Source organism: Pantoea sp. EKM21T (genome assembly GCF_011800405.1).
GTDB lineage: Bacteria > Pseudomonadota > Gammaproteobacteria > Enterobacterales > Enterobacteriaceae > Pantoea > Pantoea agglomerans.
Window position 1 is genome coordinate 274,010 of the sequence record NZ_JAALFV010000001.1, and the last position, 19,534, is coordinate 293,543.

Below are 19,534 nucleotides of genomic sequence, written 5' to 3' on the forward strand. Positions count from 1 at the left end.
AAATAGCCGGCCATTCTACCTGGATTCGCGTTTGACGCCAAACCACTGATGATACCAACGGGGCATTAATTGTTCCCGCAGGGTAGAAACCTGCGCTCTGCCCTGCTCTATCCTGATACTGATTTGTCCTGACTGGCCCGTATCCAGCCAGTGAAAACCGGCCGTTCGATAGTTTTCCAGCACATTTTTCGCGGGCATACGCCATGCATTGTAGCGTGCCAGCGAGGCGATAGCGGTGTGGCCTGCGGCTTTACGCAGCAGCAATGAGGTCGACGAAGTCCGGCTGCCGTGGTGCGGGACCTGCAGAATATCGACCTTCAGCCCCTGCTTCTCCAGCGCCACCAGCTGGCGTTCCGCTTTCGCTTCAATGTCACCGGTTAACATCAGACGAACCTGGCCATCATCGACGATCACCACACAGGAGTCATTATTTCCGCCCGGCAGGGGGGCCGTCAGCGGCCAGACCACCCGAAAGTGGAGCTGCCGCCAGCGCCACTGCGTGCCCCGTACGCAGGGTAAGTGTGCCTCATCAGCCAGCGCACTTCTGACTTCAACCGCTGGCCAGCGTTGAGTAATCGCCGCCAGCCCGCCAGTATGATCCAGATGTTTATGACTCAGGATGACCTGTTTTAACCGTAGCTGCCGGCGCTCCAGCCACGGAATGATCACCCGACTTCCCGCATTATCGTTCTGCCAGCGCGGGCCGGTATCATACATCACTGCCTCGTCGCCCTGGCTGATCACCAGACTCAGACCGTGCCCGATATCCAGCATATCGATTCGCCAGCCCTGCTCCTGTTCTGGCTGGCGACTCAGTATCATTGCCAGCGCTAAGGCGCCGCTGCTTAACGGCAGAGAAAAAAAGAGTTGCGCACGCCAGAGAATCAGACCGCCCCATACCATGACCGTAAACCAGGTTGTGCCACTCAGCGGCCACCAGCCTGGTGGCAGCAACGTCAGGCAATGAAACAGTGCACGTAAAGTGAGATCGGCCGCTCCCCAGAAGAAGCCAGATAAATGCGCTACCGGCAGCAGCAGGGCGAGCGTCACCAGAGGCATGGTAATAAACGAGACGACCGGAATCGCGACAACATTTGCCACCAGCGCAGTCAGGCTGATGCCGTTGAAAATCGCCACCTGCAACGGCACCATTAAAATCATCATGCCCGCCTGTAAATGCAGCAGCTGTACCGGAATCCAGCGCCGTTGCTGACGGAACGACGCAGGCAGCGGGAACCAGTGATACCAGACCAGCAGCATGCCCACAGCCAGTACCGAGAGCCAGAAGCTGTCAGAGAGCACGGTCAGCGGGTCGGTTACCAGCAGCAACGCAATACAGAACGTCCAGACCTGCCAGCTATTCAGCTGAACACCCGCAAACCGTGTTATCGCCCATAGCGTCAGGGCAAGCAGCGAACGCTCTGCGGGAGGCTGTGCACCGGAGAGCCAGGTATAGATTGCAGCAAACAGCCAGCTCACGATGAGGGGGAAAAGATAGCTGATATAACGGGCTGACAAGATAAATTGCACCCCACGCGCAATCATCCAGCCGGTGCTGGCGGCCAGGGCGATATGCATGCCCGATATCGCCATCAGATGCGCGGTACCGGTATCCCGCAGTAGCTGACGCGTCTGCTGGCTCATCTCATCCCGAATGCCAAAAGCCAGTGCCTCCAGCGTTGCACGTGCAGGCATTGCACGGGTCCTGTCACGATGCCATAAAATAAATCGCCAGCGGCTATCACAGCGATCGCTTACCGCAGTCTGCTTAAGGATTCGTCCCTGAAGCGGCGTATTATTAGCCAGTGCAAAACGCTGCGCATCAAAATCGCCCTCATTAAGGCGGGCATGTACCGGTCGCAGACGTAGTTGCATCGTCCAGCGTTGTCCTGGACAGTAGACCTCCGGATCAGCATCAAACCAGAGCCAGGCAAAGCGAGGCGGAAAAATCATCCTGCCCTCCTCTTTCAGCAGACGAACCCGGATTTGCTTCCGCTCTTTCCGCAGTTCACTGATCTGAAGGGTGTAGGTGGCAGGACGCGCCGAGAACTTTTCGATATCCCGCACTATCAGACGGGCGTCGTTACAGGCCCATGCCAGCAACAGCAGAGTAATACCGGCCAGACGGACGGGTTGGTAAGGGCAATGCAGCAGAGCCAGTCCTGTGAGGAGGAAGCCCCACATCACCTCACCGGAAGGCAGCCGGGCCATCAGCATTAGCGGTAACGTTGCAACGATCGCCAGTCGCGCCAGAACGGTCCATGTCAGCATAATCGTATCCATTGATTCAGTTCGATTATTCTGGGCAAAGGAGATGAAAGTAACAGCGGATGATCAGGCAGGCTGGAGCGCTCTCACAAAGAGAGTGCGGTGTTGCAGTGTTGATGACAGCAATCCGGATGTCAGGTCTGAGCCTGAATCGCAGGCAAAAAAAAACGACATCCGGAGATGTCGTTTATCTGGTTCGGTATCGGCTTAGCCGTAGATATTTGCGCGATCGCGCAGCTCTTTGCCTGGCTTAAAGTGGGGAACGTATTTACCTTCCAGATCCACTTTGTCACCCGTTTTCGGGTTACGTCCAGTACGCGGAGCGCGATAGTGCAAAGAAAAGCTGCCGAATCCCCGGATTTCGATGCGTTCGCCCTGTGCCAGCGTAGTGGCCATGTGCTCAAGCATCTCTTTTACTGCATCCTCAACGACTTTCGCCGGTATATGAGTATGCTGTCCCGCCAGTCTTTCGATCAGTTCTGACTTGGTCATGTAACCTCCGGTTTATCCCTATGGGAATGTATGACAGCTTTTACCGAAACCGGGTGGTTGCCCACCCGGTGCTTCAGGCCGATTACTCGCCTTTAGCCGCTTTGAACGCTTCAGCCATAGCGCTAGAGAAATTGCCTTCTTCCTGTTTGGTGTTAACAGTATTGATAGCTTCTTTCTCATCAGCCTGGTCTTTCGCACGGACAGACAGGCTTACGACACGGTTTTTACGATCAACGCCGGTGAACTTAGCTTCAACGTCGTCGCCAACGTTCAGAACCAGAGTTGCATCTTCAATGCGGTCCAGTGAAGCTTCAGAAGCGCGCAGGTAACCCTCAACGCCGTCTGCTAATTCAACTGTAGCACCTTTAGCATCAACTGCAGTCACTTTACCGGTGACGATGGCACCTTTCTTGTTCAAAGTGATGTAGTTGTTGAACGGATCTTCTGCCAGCTGTTTAACGCCCAGAGAGATACGCTCGCGCTCTGCATCAACCTGCAGTACAACGGCAGCGATTTCGTCGCCTTTTTTGTACTCACGAACGGCTTCTTCGCCAGTCGCGTTCCAGGAGATGTCAGACAGGTGAACCAGACCGTCGATGCCGCCATCCAGGCCGATGAAGATACCGAAGTCAGTGATTGACTTGATTTTACCTTCAACACGATCGCCTTTGTTGTGCGTCTCAGCGAACAGCTGCCATGGGTTAGATTTACACTGCTTCAGACCCAGGGAGATACGACGACGCTCTTCGTCAATGTCCAGAACCATAACTTCAACCACGTCGCCTACGTTAACAACTTTAGACGGATGGATGTTTTTGTTGGTCCAGTCCATTTCAGACACGTGTACCAGACCTTCAACGCCTTCTTCGATTTCCACGAAGCAGCCGTAATCAGTCAGGTTGGTAACACGACCGGTCAGGCGGGTGCCTTCCGGATAGCGTTTAGCGATAGCAACCCATGGATCTTCGCCCAGCTGCTTCAGACCCAGAGAAACACGGGTACGCTCGCGGTCGAACTTCAGCACCTTAACGGTGATTTCGTCGCCCACGTTGACGATTTCGCTTGGATGCTTAACGCGTTTCCATGCCATGTCAGTGATGTGCAGCAGGCCGTCAACGCCGCCCAGATCAACGAATGCACCGTAGTCAGTCAGGTTCTTAACGATACCTTTGACTTCCATGCCTTCCTGCAGGTTTTCCAGCAGCTGATCGCGCTCTGCGCTGTTTTCGGATTCGATAACCGCACGACGTGAAACCACGACGTTGTTGCGTTTCTGATCCAGCTTGATCACTTTGAATTCAAGCTCTTTGCCTTCCAGGTGCAGCGTATCGCGCACCGGACGCACATCTACCAGTGAACCTGGCAGGAACGCACGGATACCGTTGAGCTCAACTGTGAAGCCGCCTTTAACTTTGCCGTTGATAACACCGGTAACAGTTTCAGCGTCTTCGTAAGCTTTCTCCAGCGTGATCCATGCTTCATGGCGCTTAGCTTTCTCACGGGACAGCAGGGTTTCACCGAAGCCGTCTTCCACTGCATCCAGAGCAACATCAACTTCGTCGCCTACCTGGATTTCCAGTTCGCCGGCTGCGTTCTTGAACTGCTCTGCAGGAATTGCAGATTCAGATTTCAGACCCGCATCAACCAGAACGACATCTTTGTCGATAGAAACGACGATGCCACGAACGATAGAACCCGGGCGGGTTTCGATTGTTTTTAAGGATTCTTCAAATAGTTGAGCAAAAGATTCAGTCATATTGATAATCTTCAGGATTCTTCAATTTAACGTCCATCTGACTTCATGTCGGATGGGGTTGTTTCACATGCCCGGCACCGGATCCATGGTACAGGGTGGTAGATTCAGTTAAGCCGTAATACCCAGCTTCTCGCGGGCATATTGTAGCGCTTTTTCAATGACTTGATCGATAGACATCTCGGTAGAGTCCAGAACCAATGCATCGCCAGCGGCTACTAAAGGCGCAATTGCGCGATTACGATCGCGGTCGTCGCGTTCTTTTATCTCGGCTAAAAGGCGGTCAAAGTTAACATTAAAGCCATTATCCTGCAACTGTAGCATACGGCGCTGAGCACGCTCTTCCGGGCTGGCATCAAGGAAAATTTTCACTGGCGCATCCGGAAAAACCACGGTGCCCATATCACGGCCATCAGCAATCAGGCCAGGCATCTCGCGGAAACCGCGCTGGCGGCGCAATAATGCTTCGCGTACCCGGGGAAAAGCGGCAACACGAGAAGCGGTGTTGCTGACCTCCTGAGTACGGATTTCACCGGTGACATCTTCACCTTCAAGTATGACCTGCATTTCACCATTTTGTGACACAAAGCGCACATCCAGGTGAGCGGCAATCGGCACCAGCGCCTCTTCAGATTCAATCTCCACCTGATGATGCAATGCGGCCAACGCCAGCACGCGATAAATAGCACCGGAGTCCAGCAGATGCCACTGCAGCGATTCCGCCATCGCTTTGCACAGGGTTCCCTTTCCCGCTCCACTTGGCCCATCAATAGTTATGACCGGGGCAGTTACTGTCATTATTCCCTCCTGTTGCTGCGTGCTTCCTGACCTTTCGGTCACCATTAATGACTAGCATTATACGCTGCATAGCACGGCTTGGTTACCCTTTCGCACTGATCAGGTTCGTAATCTTAGTCAATTCAGAGGATCTCTGGCCTGTTACAGCCAGATAAAATCAGGGGAGTTCCGGTGCGAACCGCACCGGAAGGGGAGATATCAGGCGCTCTGGCTGATTTTAGCCAGTTGAACGAAATAGTCCGGGAAGGTTTTTGCAGTACAGCCAGGATCGAGAATGGTCACCGGGGTATCAGAAAGTGCAACCAGAGAGAAACACATCGCCATGCGGTGGTCATTGTAGGTGCCAATATCCGCATGAATCAGCGTCGCTGGCGGCGTAATACGGATGTAGTCATGACCCTCTTCGACTTCTGCCCCGACTTTACGCAGCTCTGTGGCCATTGCGCTCAGTCGATCGGTCTCTTTTACCCGCCAGTTATAAATATTGCGTAACCGGGTAGTGCCCTCTGCAAATAGCGCCGTAGTCGCGATGGTCATTGCAGCATCCGGAATATGGTTCATGTCCATATCGATGGCCTGCAGTTTTCCGGCCGTACAGGCAATGTAATCATCGCCCCACTCAATCGTCGCGCCCATCTTTTCCAGCACGTCAGCAAACCGGATGTCACCCTGCACACTCTGGCGTCCAATCCCGGTAACACGAACCGTTCCGCCTTTAATGGCGGCAGCGGCCAGGAAATAGGAAGCGGAAGAGGCATCGCCTTCAACCAGGTAATCACCCGGCGACTGATACTGTTGCTGTCCCTTGATCAGGAAGCGCTGATAGTTCTGATTCTCAACCTCGACGCCAAAGCACTGCATCAGATTGAGGGTAATATCGATGTAAGGTTTCGACACCAAATCACCTTTGATGGTGATGCAGGTATCCTGCTGTGCCAGCGGCGCGGTCATCAGCAGCGCTGTCAGGAACTGGCTGGAAACGCTGCCATCCACACTGACTTCACCCCCGGTAAAACCACCGCGTAAACGCAGCGGCGGGTAGTTTTCGTTTTCCAGGTACTCAATGGTTGCTCCGCCCTGACGAAGTGCGTCAACCAGATGCCCGATTGGACGCTCTTTCATGCGGGGTTCGCCGGTCAGTTCGATATCGTGCTGGCCCAGACAAAGCGCCGCGGCCAGCGGACGCATTGCGGTTCCGGCATTGCCCAGAAACAGTGACAGCGGTTGAGATGCGTGCAGTGGCCCGGCATTTCCCGTCACTTCACACAGGGTGCGATCGCTGGAAAGCGTATAGCTTACACCAAGCGCGGTCAGCGCGTTCAGCATGTGCTTAACGTCGTCGCTGTCGAGCAGGTTGGTAAGACGGGTTGTACCTTTAGCCAGAGCAGCCAGCAGCAATGCACGATTGGAAACGCTCTTTGAGCCGGGCAGATTTACCGTGCCGTTGACGCGCGCAATCGGTTGGAGAGTCAGGGAGTCCTGCATGTGAAACGAAATCCTCAAAAAATACAGAGACCTCGCCGTGTGACGAGGTCTGGCATCAGCATCAATGCTGATATCTTAATAATCAGCCGTGACGGCGTTCAAAATCGACCATGAAATCGGTCAGGGCCTTCACACCTTCCAGCGGCATCGCATTATAAATAGAGGCGCGCATACCGCCTACTACACGATGGCCTTTAAGCGCGTGTAATCCCGCCTTAAACGACTCTTCCAGGAACAGCGCATCGAGTGAAGCATCGGCCAGCTGGAAAGGGATGTTCATGCGTGAGCGGTTTTCTGTTGCCACATCATTACGATAGAAGCCACTGTGATCGATTACGCCATAAAGCAGGTCAGATTTTGCCTGATTGATACGATCAATTTCAGCGACACCGCCCTTCTCTTTCAGCCATTTAAACACCAGCCCTGAGAGATACCACGCAAAAGTCGGCGGGGTGTTAAACATCGAATCGTTATCGGCCAGCACTTTATAATCGAGGATTGAGGGCACAGAAGCGTGCGCCTGACCCAGCAGATCTTCGCGAACGACAACCAGCGTTAATCCGGCCGGGCCCACATTTTTCTGCGCACCCGCATAAATCACACCGTAACGACTCACATCGATAGGGCGTGACAGAATGGTGGATGAGAAATCAGCAACAACGGTTTTACTGCCAAAGTCGGGCTGTTCGTCAATCGCGATGCCATCAATGGTTTCATTCGGGCAGAAATGCAGGTAAGCGGACGTCTCACTCACCTCCCATTCGCTCATCGGCAGGATGGCTCGTTTACCGTCGCGCGTTGTTTTGACATCCAGCGTGCGTGGGGAACAATACTTTTCCGCTTCTTTTATTGCGCTATGCGCCCAGTAACCGCCATCAACATAGTCGGCACTGGTCGCTTTACCCAGCAGATTTCCCGGTACGGCAGCGAACTGCGCACGCGCCCCACCATGACAGAATAAAACTTTGTAATTCGACGGTATTTTTAGCAGATCACGGAAGTCCTGCTCCGCTTCTTCAGCCACCTGAATAAACTCTTTACTGCGGTGACTGATCTCCATTACAGAGGTACCCAGACCGCGCCAGTTCGTCAGTTCCTGTTCTGCACGACGAAGCACTTCAACCGGTAGCATCGCCGGGCCAGAGCTAAAATTATAAACTTGCGTCATTTCCCCTCACCACTGTCATATCGAACGGTTATGAATAACCATCCGGTTTTATCACTGCATTCTGATAGCTGCAATCATAAATCAGGGAGCGGTCACATTTTCTGAATCTGGCTCGCCGGAGGTTATGTTACCAATGCAAATCTGCGCGGAATTTTGTGAGGCTTTATCCAGCGCCATTAATTCGCGTTTGGCCTTAGAGCGAAAGTGATGAAAACTAAGCCGGTAAAGTAAGCCGGTAAAAATGTCCCGCCCTGATAGCGGTCTGTTAGCAAAATCCGTATCATTGCGCGCTTTACGCACCCTATGACAACTGAGAGAGCGGCACTATGACGCAAACATTTATCCCGGGCAAAGATGCCGCACTGGAAGACTCCATTGCGCGTTTCCAGAACAAGCTGCAGGATCTTGGCTTTAACATTGAAGAAGCATCCTGGCTGAATCCTGTCCCCCATGTCTGGTCAGTGCATATCCGCGACCGCGATTGCCCGCTCTGTTTTACCAACGGCAAGGGCGCCAGTAAAAAAGCGGCGCTGGCCTCCGCGCTGGGCGAGTATTTCGAGCGTCTCTCAACTAACTATTTTTTTGCTGACTTCTGGCTGGGAAAAAAGATCGCTAACGGCGATTTTGTTCACTATCCCAATGAAAAATGGTTTGCGTTACCTGATGATGAGTCCTTACCTGAAGGTATTCTGGATCCGCGCCTGCGCGCATTTTACGATCCCGACAATGCCCTGACGGCTTCCGGCCTGATTGATCTGCAGTCCGGGAATACTGAACGTGGTATCTGCGCCCTGCCCTTTACCCGTCAGTCCGACCAGCAGACTGTCTATATCCCGATGAATATTATCGGCAACCTCTATGTCTCAAACGGCATGTCGGCAGGTAATACCGCGAACGAAGCGCGTGTTCAGGGGCTGTCTGAAGTGTTTGAGCGCTACATTAAAAACCGCATTATTGCTGAAGCGATCAGCCTGCCTGCGATTCCAGATGACGTGATGCAACGTTATCCTGAAGTGATCGAAGCGATTGCACGTCTTGAAGCGGAAGGCTTCCCGATTTTCGCTTATGACGCCTCTCTCGGCGGTAAATATCCGGTTATCTGCGTGGTGCTGTTTAACCCAACCAACGGAACCTGTTTTGCCTCATTTGGTGCTCACCCTGATTTCGGTGTGGCGCTGGAGCGTACCGTTACCGAGTTGCTGCAGGGCCGAAGCCTCAAAGATCTGGATGTGTTTACCCCACCGACCTTTGATGACGAAGAAGTGGCTGAGCATGCCAACCTTGAAACACACTTCATCGATTCAAGCGGCCTGATCTCCTGGGATCTGTTTAAAGAAACTGCGGATTATCCTTTTGTCGACTGGTCATTCGCGGGCAGCACCGAACAGGAATTCGCCACGCTGATGGCAATCTTCGCCTCGGAAGATCAGGAAGTCTATATTGCAGACTACGAGCATCTGGGTGTCTATGCCTGCCGCATCATCGTGCCAGGCATGTCTGATATCTACCCGGCAGAAGATCTGTTCCTGGCGAACAACAGCATGGGAGCGGGCATGCGTGAAACCCTGCTGGCCCTGCCTGACAGCAACTGGAATCCGGAAGAGTATCTGGATCTGATTGGACAGCTTGATGATGAAGGCTTTGACGACTTCACCCGTGTTCGTGAGCTGCTGGGTCTGGCGACCGGTAAAGACAATGGCTGGTACACGCTGCGTGTTGGCGAATTAAAAGCGATGCTGGCGCTGGCGGGCGGCGATCTGGATCAGGCATTGATCTGGACAGAATGGACGATGGAGTTTAACAGCTCAATCTTTACGCCAGAGCGCGCTAACTACTATCGTTGCCTGCAGACCCTGCTGTTACTGGCTATGGAAGATGAGCGTGATCCGTTGCAGTATCATCACGCTTTCCTGCGGATGTATGGTGAGAGCGCAATGGAAGCAGCCTCCGCCGCGATCAGTGGTGAGAATCCGTTTAACGGCCTTCAGGCTGTTGATGATGAGCTGCAGGCCTTCCCTGCCCATCAGTCGCTGCTTGCCGCCTACGAAAAACTGCAAAACGCCAAACGTCACTACTGGAAAAACGCGTAAGCCCTGACGCGTCAGACTGAAAGCAGACGGTTAAACATGGCACTGGATTTATCTGGTGCCATCCTTCCCCACTTTCTCTATGAAACATTAGCTACTTTAAAATTCCTTCCCATTACATCACATCATTTTAATTAACATATAAGCCATTAATTAATAACACAGGCTGAACTAAAAAAGTGGCGCATCACTTTATATTAAAATATTTTTGTATTTTTAAAATAAATTTATTTGTCTATATTCAGCTAGTTAACTCATTATTTTCTCATTAATTTGCGACCAGTGGGTTACCACCCTGGCAAACATGATCCATATCAATTACTGACCTATACTCCTTTGTTAGTATTTTTTCAGACAACTTCAGGAGTAAGTTAGTGTGAAAACTGACAACCCTTTTAATCTTTTATTACCCGCCGCGATGGCGAAAGTGGCCGAAGACGCGGGTATCTATAAAGCAACCAAACATCCTTTTACGACCTTCTTTCTGGCAATAAACGCCGGCGTATTTATCTCAATCGCATTCGTTTTTTATATTACAGCGACCACCGGTAGCGGCGCGATGCCATATGGCATAGCCAAACTGATTGGAGGTATCTGCTTTTCACTCGGCTTAATGCTGGTCGTGGTATGTGGTGCCGACCTTTTTACCTCTACTGTATTAATCGTTGTCGCCAAAGCCAGTGGCCGCATCAGCTGGGGACAGCTGGCCCGCAACTGGATTAACGTCTACGCCGGTAACCTTGCAGGTGCACTCTTCTTTGTCGCTCTGATGTGGTTTGCCGGACAGCACATGGTCGCGAATGGCGCCTGGGGATTGAATGTCCTGCAAACCGCCGATCACAAGATGCATCACACCTTCATAGAAGCGGTTTGTCTGGGTACATTGGCCAATCTGCTGGTCTGTCTCGCCGTCTGGATGAGTTACTCAGGCCGCACCCTGACCGATAAGCTGGTCGTGATGATTCTGCCTGTTGCGATGTTTGTCGCAAGCGGTTTCGAACACAGTATCGCCAACATGTTTCTTATACCCTATGCCATTGCTATTCGTGACTTCGCGACACCTGAATTCTGGCAGGCAGCTGGCACCACGGCGGCACAGTTTCACTCGCTGACCCTCAGTAACTTTATTATCGACAACCTGATTCCCGTGACCATCGGAAACATTATCGGCGGCGGCGTTCTGGTTGGGTTGACCTACTGGGTTATCTATCTCCGTAAAGGTGACCAGGTTCATTAAACGCATTTTTGACGGCACAGGAAGTTGGCTGTGCCCGACCGTAAAGTCTCCTCATATAAGGCAGGTATATTATGACCGAACTTAATGCAAAACTGGCTTCAGCATGGGAAGGATTTGCTGAAGGCGAATGGCAGAATAGCGTCAATGTGCGCGACTTCATTCAGAAAAACTACACCCCATATGAAGGTGACGAGTCATTCCTGGCGGGTGCCACCGAAGCGACCACCAAACTGTGGGAAAGCGTGCTGGAAGGCATCAAAATTGAGAACCGCACCCACGCGCCAGTCGACTTCGACACCGATCTCGCCTCAACCATTACCTCGCACGACGCGGGTTACATCATTAAGTCACTGGAAAAAATTGTCGGTCTGCAGACCGAAGCGCCATTAAAACGCGCCATCATTCCTTATGGCGGCATCAAAATGGTCGAAGGGTCATGCAAAGTGTATGGCCGTGAACTCGACCCTTCACTGAAAAAAATCTTCACCGAATACCGCAAAACGCACAACCAGGGCGTGTTCGATGTTTATACCCCGGACATTTTGCGCTGCCGTAAATCAGGTATCCTGACCGGCCTTCCTGATGCTTATGGCCGTGGCCGTATTATCGGTGACTATCGTCGTGTGGCGCTGTACGGCATCGATTTCCTGATGGCGGATAAATTCGCTCAGTTCGCCTCACTGCAGGAAGATTTAGAGAATGGCGTTAATCTGGAAGCGACCATTCGTCTGCGTGAAGAGATTTCTGACCAGCATCATGCGCTGGCCCAGATTAAAGAGATGGCAGCAAAATATGGCCATGACATCTCCGGTCCGGCTACCAATGCGGTTGAAGCAGTACAGTGGACTTACTATGGCTACCTGGCTGCAGTTAAATCACAAAACGGTGCTGCCATGTCATTTGGCCGCGTCTCAACCTTCCTTGATGTTTACATCGAACGTGACCTTAAAGCCGGCAAACTGACTGAAGAACAGGCACAGGAACTGATTGACCATCTGGTGATGAAACTGCGCATGGTTCGCTTCCTGCGCACACCTGAATATGATGAGCTGTTCTCAGGTGACCCAATCTGGGCAACGGAATCCCTGGCAGGTATGGGCGTTGATGGCCGTACTCTGGTCTCAAAAAGTACGTTCCGCTTCCTGAATACCCTCTACACCATGGGTCCTTCACCTGAGCCGAACATGACCATCCTGTGGTCAGAAAAACTGCCGATTAATTTCAAAAAATATGCCGCTAAAGTCTCTATCGATACCTCATCTTTGCAGTATGAGAACGATGACCTGATGCGTGCTGATTTCGACAATGATGACTACGCAATCGCCTGCTGCGTGAGCCCGATGATTGTCGGCAAACAAATGCAGTTCTTTGGCGCACGTGCCAACCTGGCGAAAACGCTGCTCTACGCAATCAACGGCGGCGTGGATGAAAAGCTGAAAATGCAGGTTGGACCGAAAGGCGACAAAATCAGCGACGACGTGCTGGATTTCGACACCGTCATGGAGCGTATGGATCACTTCATGGACTGGCTGGCAAAACAGTATGTGACTTCGCTGAACATCATTCACTACATGCATGATAAGTACAGCTACGAAGCGGCACTGATGGCCTTACATGATCGGGATGTCTACCGCACCATGGCCTGTGGTATCGCGGGTCTCTCCGTCGCTGCGGATTCACTTTCTGCCATTAAATATGCCAAAGTGAAACCGATTCGTGACGAAGATGGTCTGGCCATCGACTTCGACATTGAAGGCGAATATCCGCAGTTCGGTAACAACGACTCACGGGTAGATGACCTGGCCTGCGATCTGGTTGAACGCTTCATGAAGAAAATTCAGCAGCTGAACACCTATCGTAATGCCGTGCCGACGCAGTCTGTTCTGACCATTACCTCGAACGTGGTATATGGTAAGAAAACCGGTAACACACCAGATGGACGTCGCGCTGGCGCGCCGTTTGGACCAGGTGCTAACCCGATGCATGGTCGTGACCAGAAAGGTGCAGTTGCCTCACTGACTTCCGTCGCGAAACTGCCGTTTGCCTACGCGAAAGATGGTATCTCTTATACCTTCTCAATCGTACCAAACGCGCTGGGTAAAGATGATAACGTGCGGAAAACCAACCTTGCCGGTCTGATGGATGGTTACTTCCATCACGAAGCCAGCATCGAAGGCGGTCAGCACCTCAACGTTAACGTTATGAACCGTGAAATGCTGCTGGATGCGATGGAACATCCAGAGAAATATCCGCAGCTGACCATTCGCGTTTCCGGTTACGCTGTACGCTTTAACTCACTGACTAAAGAACAGCAGCAGGATGTGATTACCCGAACCTTCACTAAGTCACTGTAACTACTGCTCTACCCGATAAAAAAGGCTCCTCGCGGAGCCTTTTAATTAAAAGTCTGTTCTGGTGGTCATCTCCATCAAGGTTCCCACCAGAATCGATTTCCTGCCCTGAGCGCAACAGAGATTGCGCCGTCTGTCCCGGCAGACTCACTGGAGAAAACATCGCAATGTCAATTAACGGTCGTATCCACTCATTTGAATCCTGCGGCACCGTCGATGGTCCCGGTATCCGTTTTATCACCTTCTTCCAGGGCTGCCTGATGCGCTGCCTCTACTGTCACAACCGCGACACCTGGGATACGCACGGTGGCAAAGAGATCAGCGTCGAAGCGCTGATGGCGGATGTACTCTCCTATCGCCATTTTATGAACGCCTCTGGCGGCGGCGTCACGGCCTCAGGCGGTGAAGCCATTCTTCAGGCTGAATTTGTGCGCGACTGGTTCCGTGCCTGTAAGGCCGAAGGTATTCATACCTGTCTCGACACCAACGGCTTCGTACGCCGCTATGATCCGGTGATCGATGAACTGCTCGACGTTACCGACTTAGTGATGCTCGACCTGAAACAGATGAATGATGACGTCCATCAGATTCTGGTGGGTGTCTCTAATCACCGTACGCTGGACTTTGCCCGTTACCTGCAGAAAAAAGACAAACGGACATGGATCCGTTTTGTCGTGGTGCCCGGCTATTCCGACGATGATGACACCGCGCATCGCTTGGGTGAATTCACGCGTGACATGGAGAACGTTGAGAAGATTGAATTGCTGCCCTATCACGAGCTGGGTAAGCATAAATGGATTGCGATGGGTGAAGAGTACAAGCTGGACGGGGTGAAGCCACCGAGCAAAGAGACAATGGAGCGCGTGAAAAACATTCTCGCCAGCTATGGCCACGAAGTGATGTACTGAAGAATCTGCCACAAAAAAAGGGAGCTTAACGCTCCCTTTTTGCTGTTCAGCGATCAGGCATGTGCCACTGGCGTAGCCTGATGATTCGCTTTGCGCAGCAGCATCACCAGATAAATCAGCGCCACAGCAGCGATCATCACGAACAGTAGCTGGTCAGAATAATTCTGCATCAGAACAGAGGTCATTGCCGGTCCAGCCAGACTGCCCACGGTATAACTCATCAGCAGTGCCTGATTCATCGCTACCAGTTCATGATGTGCGACCGTCTCGCAAGCCCAGGACATCGCCACCGGATAGAGTGTGAAGCCTGCCAGTCCCAGAACAAATAGCGCTGGCGCCATCGCGGCATTGGTTAACATGGCCATCGCACCCAGGATAACCACAAATACCTGGACTCGCAGCACCAGCATGCGACCAAAACGATCGGCCAGACGGCCAATTGGCCACTGGCCCACAATGCCTGCGCTGACCAGCAACGCCATCCAGTAACCCACATTGGCATCACTCATTCCCTGATGTGACAGGTAAAGCGGCATCAGGCCATAAAGCGAGCCCAGAAGGATGCCAGAGATAATGCAGCCATTGATGCCCAGCCGTGAGCTACGGCGACGCAGCATCGGCCAGATGCGGGCCGGAGCGGCTTCTGTCGCTTCACCGCTGGCGGAGACGCGAGTAAAGACCAGCGGCAGCACGGCGCAGAAGACCAGTGACGTCACCCACGGAATCACGCTGAGTAATTCCGTAGACAGTTTGCTGACCAGCAACTGGCCTGTCACGGTGCCGATGTAATAGACAACCATATAGGCCGCCAGCAGCTGTCCCCGATTACGTACCGTTCCGCTGCACAGAAGTGCGCTCTCGACCACCACCCACATCAGCGCACAGCCGACACCGGCGATGAAACGCATTGAACTCCATGCCCAGAAACCCGACATCATCGCCAGGCACAGGGTTGCGACGGCAAACATCAAGGTAGCCAGGTAGTAGCTGCGGTTGAAGCCGTAATGCCTGATTAACCAGCCAGCCAGCAGAGTTCCTGCGAGATTACCGGTGTAATAGGAGGAGCTTACGATGCCCACCTGCCAGGTTGTCAGTAAGTCATGCGTCAGCCACAGTGGAACGAGCGTATTCAGCACGGCAATTGCGACAGTCATTAACATCAGGCCGCAAAGCAGCAATATCACGGGGCGTGACCAGGTTGACATAGGGGATAGAAACCAGAGCAAATGAAGGAAATTGCGCGCAGTTTGCCATTGGCTTTTTTAAAGTCAATGGGCGAATTTTAACGGCAGCACATTTTGCTGTGCGACAATTTAATTTACTAATCTTCAGTGGGTTACAATCGTAAGAAGCGGCAGGTCGCTAAATGCTATCTCTATGAAAAACTAGGTTTTTAGCCATTCCGGCCTGGCTGATATCGATAACGTTTATTTGTGATTAAAATGAGGCCTGACAGAACAGTTTTTCCGGAGCAATAACATAAAAAAACCCGGCCATGGCCGGGTTCAGAGAGTTACTGTTGCTTAGCCGATAATTTCGACGCCATTCATATAGGGGCGTAAAACCTCAGGCACAGTGATGCGGCCATCTTCCTGCTGATAATTTTCCAGCACCGCCACCAGGGTACGGCCTACGGCCAGCCCTGAGCCATTCAGGGTATGAACCAGACGCGGTTTCTTATCCTGTTTGTTGCGGCAACGCGCCTGCATACGACGCGCCTGGAAATCACCCATGTTGGAACAGGATGAAATTTCACGATAGGTATTCTGCGCCGGTAGCCAGACTTCCAGATCGTAAGTTTTAGTCGATCCAAAGCCCATATCGCCGGTGCAGAGTAAAACCTTACGATATGGCAGGTTCAGCAGCTGCAGCACTTTCTCAGCGTGCCCGGTCAGCTCTTCCAGGGCATCCATTGACTGCTCCGGCGTGACGATCTGCACCATTTCAACTTTGTCGAACTGGTGCATACGGATCAGGCCACGCGTGTCACGACCGTAAGAACCCGCTTCAGAACGGAAGCACGGCGTATGCGCGGTCAGTTTAACCGGCAGGCTATCCTCTTCGAGGATCTCATCGCGCACCAGGTTAGTCAGCGGCACTTCCGCAGTAGGAATCAACGCATAGTTGCTGCTGTCTGACTCCTCTTCCAGCGGACGGGTGTGGAACAGGTCTTCGCCAAACTTAGGCAGCTGTCCGGTACCGTAAAGCGTTTCGTGGTTAACCAGATAAGGCACGTAGGTTTCAAGGTAGCCATGCTGCTCGGTGTGCAGGTCAATCATAAACTGACTCAGTGCACGGTGCAGGCGGGCAATCTGCCCCTGCATGACCACAAAGCGTGAACCGGTCAGTTTCACGGCAGACGCAAAATCCAGGCCTTTAGCCGCTTCACCCAGCTCAACGTGATCTTTAACCTGGAAGCTGAACTCGCGCGGGGTACCCCAGCGGCTCACTTCCTGGTTTTCGCTGTCATCTTTGCCCAGCGGCACTTCATCGGCCGGAATGTTCGGCAGTGCCAGTGAGAAGTCACGGATTTGATTCTGCAGTTCATCCAGTTCTGCTTTTGCGGCATCCAGGCGTTCGCCCAGCGCGTTCACTTCCTGACGCAGCGGCTCGATGTCTTCCCCACGTGCTTTGGCCTGACCGATGGATTTGGATCGGGAGTTACGCTCTGCCTGCAGATTTTCTGTTTCCACCTGCAGCACTTTGCGACGCTCTTCAAGCGAACGCAGCGTTTCCACATCCAGTTTGTATCCCCGGCGTGCCAGTTTTTCTGCGACTGCGTCTGGCTCGTTACGCAGCAGATTGGGATCGAGCATGCTTATCCTGTGTATAAAAAGTTGGTTGAAAGAAGGGACGCATTCCAGCGGAATGCGTTGAAAACATTGCCCACATTACCGTAACGTCTGTTTCAGCGGTAGCGTTTTGTCGGGCTATTTTGATCCTGCTCAGCCAGCCAGCTTAGCTTTTCACCAATCTTGCCTTCAAGCCCGCGCTGGGTTGGGGTGTAATAGCGCGCGCTGGCCAGTTCCTGCGGAAAATAGACTTCACCCGCGGCATAGGCGTTGGTTTCATCATGGGCATAACGGTACTCTTTACCCAGGCCCATCTCTTTCATCAGCTTAGTCGGGGCATTGCGCAGATGTTCCGGCACATCGTAATCGGGATGGTCGCGCGCATCACGCATTGCGGCTTTAAACGCGTTGTAGACCGCATTACTTTTAGGCGCGCAAGCCAGATAAACAATGGCCTGGGCAATCGCACGCTCCCCTTCTGCCGGACCGACGCGCGTGAAGCAATCCCAGGCCGCAATCGCCACCTGCATACCGCGCGGATCGGCGTTGCCGACATCTTCGGAGGCGATTGCCAGCAACCGACGAGCCACATAGAGCGGATCGCCGCCCGCAGTGATAATGCGCGCATACCAGTAGAGCGCCGCATCCGGTGCCGAGCCGCGTACCGATTTGTGCAGTGCGGAAATCAGATCGTAAAAACGATCGCCTTTATTATCAAACCGCGCGGATCGCTCACCAGAGACTTCGTTAAGCAGCTGCGGCGTCAGTTCTCGCTGACCTGATGCGGTGATTTCGGCCATATCAGCCATCATTTCCAGCGTGTTCAGCGCCCGACGTGCATCACCATTAACCAGTTCAGCGATCATCCTGCGTGTGTTGTCCGGCAGCACGATGTCACTGTCGCCATAACCTCGCACTTTATCCTGCATCGCCTGATCCAGCACCTGTTCAATATCTTCCAGAGTCAGTGATTTCAGCAGGTAAACGCGGGCGCGTGACAGCAACGCTGAGTTAAGTTCAAAAGAGGGGTTTTCGGTGGTCGCACCAATAAAGGTAATGGTGCCATCTTCGATATGGGGCAGAAAGGCATCCTGCTGGCTCTTGTTGAACCGATGGACCTCGTCCACAAACAGGATCGTGCGCCGCCCGGCATGTTTATTCTGACGGGCCCGCTCAATCGCCTCACGGATCTCTTTTACGCCGGAGGTGACGGCCGAAATACGTTCCACATCGGCGTTACCGTAATGGGCAATGATCTCAGCCAGCGTGGTCTTGCCGGTCCCGGGAGGTCCCCACAGGATCATTGAATGCAGGTGCCCTGCTTCAATCGCGCGCGGCAGAGGTTTGCCTGCGCCCAGCAGATGTTGCTGACCAATGTACTGTTTCAATGTTTCTGGCCGCATACGCGCGGCCAGAGGTTTGAAATTTTCGGTGGAAAAATCCAGGGACAGGTTACTCACCGTGACCTCACTGACGTTGGTCGTCCACCGTCACGCCTTTTGGCGGTGTGAACGTGAATTTATCCGGGCTGATAGCGCCATTCTGCTGGCTTTTCAGCTGGTAATCGCTGCGCTGGCCATCCTGCTCGATAGCACTGAAGCGGTTGATGGTCCCGCTGGACGTCACCTGGATGGTGAACTGTTTCAGGTTGCCGTCGCTGTTCTTAGGTGTCAGTTCAAAATTGTTACCCTGCTGTTTGATATTGTACTGCTTCCAGTCATTTGACTGGTTGCGGGCAATCAGCATAAAGGGCGTGTTGCTGGTCGCATTCTGCAACAGGCTGACTGTCGCCTGCTCAACAAACGGGTTGTAGAACCACAGCGATTTACCGTCGGAGATGATGATGCTTTCGTCCGGCGCGGTCATGTGCCAGTTAAACAGGCTGGGACGTTTTACCCACAATTCGCCTTCGCCGTCCTGCACATTCGCGCCGCTGCTGTCGGTCACTTTTTGGGTGAAGCTGGCGTGGAAGCTGCTGACCTTGTTCAGGCGCTGTTGCAGATCACTGGAAGCATCAGCCAGAACGCTGGCTGAAGAAAAGGTGGCCAACAGGCCCAGAGCGATTACGCGTAATTTCATCTGCTTCAATTCCTTATTTAAACGTTCCCATCGATAACTGCATTAAGCCTGGCCGCCGTTCCGCCATCAGAACAGAGGAAAAAACCGAAAGCTGATTCAGATATGGGGTTTAACCG

At 52.7% G+C, this 19,534-nt stretch carries 14 protein-coding genes; 4 read left to right on the forward strand and 10 right to left on the reverse strand.

Annotated features, from left to right (window positions below):
- Nucleotides 1–15 precede the first annotated feature (15 nt).
- From HFD87_RS01370 to serC, 6 genes are all read right to left on the reverse strand, one after another.
- Nucleotides 16–2,271, reverse strand: coding sequence for a DNA internalization-related competence protein ComEC/Rec2 (locus HFD87_RS01370; RefSeq protein ID WP_167422845.1), 2,256 nt, complete (start codon nucleotides 2,269–2,271; stop codon nucleotides 16–18).
- A 204-nt stretch (nucleotides 2,272–2,475) separates the two neighbouring features.
- Nucleotides 2,476–2,760 carry an integration host factor subunit beta gene (gene ihfB / locus HFD87_RS01375; protein ID WP_003849360.1) on the reverse strand — a complete coding sequence of 95 codons (285 nt, stop codon included), beginning with the start codon at nucleotides 2,758–2,760 and terminating at the stop codon, nucleotides 2,476–2,478.
- Nucleotides 2,761–2,842: 82 nt separating this feature from the next.
- Complete coding sequence (gene rpsA, locus HFD87_RS01380; protein WP_003849352.1) at nucleotides 2,843–4,516, reverse strand: 30S ribosomal protein S1; 1,674 nt, start codon at nucleotides 4,514–4,516, stop codon at nucleotides 2,843–2,845.
- 108 nt (nucleotides 4,517–4,624) lie between these two features.
- A complete protein-coding gene (gene cmk, locus HFD87_RS01385; protein ID WP_010254946.1) occupies nucleotides 4,625–5,311 on the reverse strand; it encodes a (d)CMP kinase in 687 nt (228 codons plus the stop codon).
- A 198-nt stretch (nucleotides 5,312–5,509) separates the two neighbouring features.
- The gene (aroA, locus tag HFD87_RS01390; RefSeq protein ID WP_010254943.1) at nucleotides 5,510–6,796 is read right to left on the reverse strand and encodes a 3-phosphoshikimate 1-carboxyvinyltransferase; all 1,287 of its coding nucleotides are present in this window, start codon (nucleotides 6,794–6,796) and stop codon (nucleotides 5,510–5,512) included.
- Between the two features lie 82 nt (nucleotides 6,797–6,878).
- Complete coding sequence (gene serC / locus HFD87_RS01395; RefSeq protein ID WP_010669757.1) at nucleotides 6,879–7,964, reverse strand: 3-phosphoserine/phosphohydroxythreonine transaminase; 1,086 nt, start codon at nucleotides 7,962–7,964, stop codon at nucleotides 6,879–6,881.
- Between the two features lie 326 nt (nucleotides 7,965–8,290).
- Between serC and ycaO the strand changes: the two genes are divergently transcribed.
- From ycaO to pflA, 4 genes are all read left to right on the forward strand, one after another.
- Nucleotides 8,291–10,054 (forward strand): 30S ribosomal protein S12 methylthiotransferase accessory factor YcaO, encoded by a 1,764-nt coding sequence (ycaO, locus tag HFD87_RS01400; RefSeq protein WP_010254940.1) that lies wholly within the window; start codon nucleotides 8,291–8,293, stop codon nucleotides 10,052–10,054.
- 373 nt (nucleotides 10,055–10,427) lie between these two features.
- Entirely contained in the window at nucleotides 10,428–11,288 is an 861-nt protein-coding gene (gene focA / locus HFD87_RS01405; protein WP_010254939.1) for a formate transporter FocA, read from the forward strand.
- 71 nt (nucleotides 11,289–11,359) lie between these two features.
- Nucleotides 11,360–13,642, forward strand: a complete 2,283-nt coding sequence (gene pflB, locus HFD87_RS01410; protein WP_167422846.1) for a formate C-acetyltransferase — start codon at nucleotides 11,360–11,362, stop codon at nucleotides 13,640–13,642.
- Nucleotides 13,643–13,806: 164 nt separating this feature from the next.
- Nucleotides 13,807–14,547, forward strand: a complete 741-nt coding sequence (gene pflA, locus HFD87_RS01415) for a pyruvate formate lyase 1-activating protein (protein WP_167422847.1) — start codon at nucleotides 13,807–13,809, stop codon at nucleotides 14,545–14,547.
- A 53-nt stretch (nucleotides 14,548–14,600) separates the two neighbouring features.
- On the opposite strand, the gene HFD87_RS01420 is transcribed toward pflA, so the two are convergent.
- The 4 genes from HFD87_RS01420 to lolA all read right to left on the reverse strand — a co-directional run bounded on the left by HFD87_RS01420 (nucleotide 14,601) and on the right by lolA (nucleotide 19,418).
- Nucleotides 14,601–15,752, reverse strand: coding sequence for an MFS transporter (locus HFD87_RS01420; protein WP_010254932.1), 1,152 nt, complete (start codon nucleotides 15,750–15,752; stop codon nucleotides 14,601–14,603).
- A 318-nt stretch (nucleotides 15,753–16,070) separates the two neighbouring features.
- Nucleotides 16,071–17,363, reverse strand: a complete 1,293-nt coding sequence (gene serS, locus HFD87_RS01425) for a serine--tRNA ligase (RefSeq protein WP_039387614.1) — start codon at nucleotides 17,361–17,363, stop codon at nucleotides 16,071–16,073.
- Between the two features lie 92 nt (nucleotides 17,364–17,455).
- Nucleotides 17,456–18,799 (reverse strand): replication-associated recombination protein A, encoded by a 1,344-nt coding sequence (locus tag HFD87_RS01430; RefSeq protein ID WP_111533577.1) that lies wholly within the window; start codon nucleotides 18,797–18,799, stop codon nucleotides 17,456–17,458.
- Between the two features lie 7 nt (nucleotides 18,800–18,806).
- Nucleotides 18,807–19,418, reverse strand: a complete 612-nt coding sequence (gene lolA / locus HFD87_RS01435) for an outer membrane lipoprotein chaperone LolA (protein ID WP_167422848.1) — start codon at nucleotides 19,416–19,418, stop codon at nucleotides 18,807–18,809.
- Between the last annotated feature and the right edge of the window lie 116 nt (nucleotides 19,419–19,534).

Bases quoted from the DNA above. Each gene is read 5' to 3' on its own strand.
- HFD87_RS01370 (WP_167422845.1), bottom strand. From the start codon at position 2,271: ATGCTGACATGGACCGTTCTGGCGCGACTGGCGATCGTTGCAACGTTA.
- ihfB (WP_003849360.1), bottom strand. From the start codon at position 2,760: ATGACCAAGTCAGAACTGATCGAAAGACTGGCGGGACAGCATACTCAT.
- rpsA (WP_003849352.1), bottom strand. From the start codon at position 4,516: ATGACTGAATCTTTTGCTCAACTATTTGAAGAATCCTTAAAAACAATC.
- cmk (WP_010254946.1), bottom strand. From the start codon at position 5,311: ATGACAGTAACTGCCCCGGTCATAACTATTGATGGGCCAAGTGGAGCG.
- aroA (WP_010254943.1), bottom strand. From the start codon at position 6,796: ATGCAGGACTCCCTGACTCTCCAACCGATTGCGCGCGTCAACGGCACG.
- serC (WP_010669757.1), bottom strand. From the start codon at position 7,964: ATGACGCAAGTTTATAATTTTAGCTCTGGCCCGGCGATGCTACCGGTT.
- ycaO (WP_010254940.1), top strand. From the start codon at position 8,291: ATGACGCAAACATTTATCCCGGGCAAAGATGCCGCACTGGAAGACTCC.
- pflB (WP_167422846.1), top strand. From the start codon at position 11,360: ATGACCGAACTTAATGCAAAACTGGCTTCAGCATGGGAAGGATTTGCT.
- pflA (WP_167422847.1), top strand. From the start codon at position 13,807: ATGTCAATTAACGGTCGTATCCACTCATTTGAATCCTGCGGCACCGTC.
- HFD87_RS01420 (WP_010254932.1), bottom strand. From the start codon at position 15,752: ATGTCAACCTGGTCACGCCCCGTGATATTGCTGCTTTGCGGCCTGATG.
- serS (WP_039387614.1), bottom strand. From the start codon at position 17,363: ATGCTCGATCCCAATCTGCTGCGTAACGAGCCAGACGCAGTCGCAGAA.
- lolA (WP_167422848.1), bottom strand. From the start codon at position 19,418: ATGAAATTACGCGTAATCGCTCTGGGCCTGTTGGCCACCTTTTCTTCA.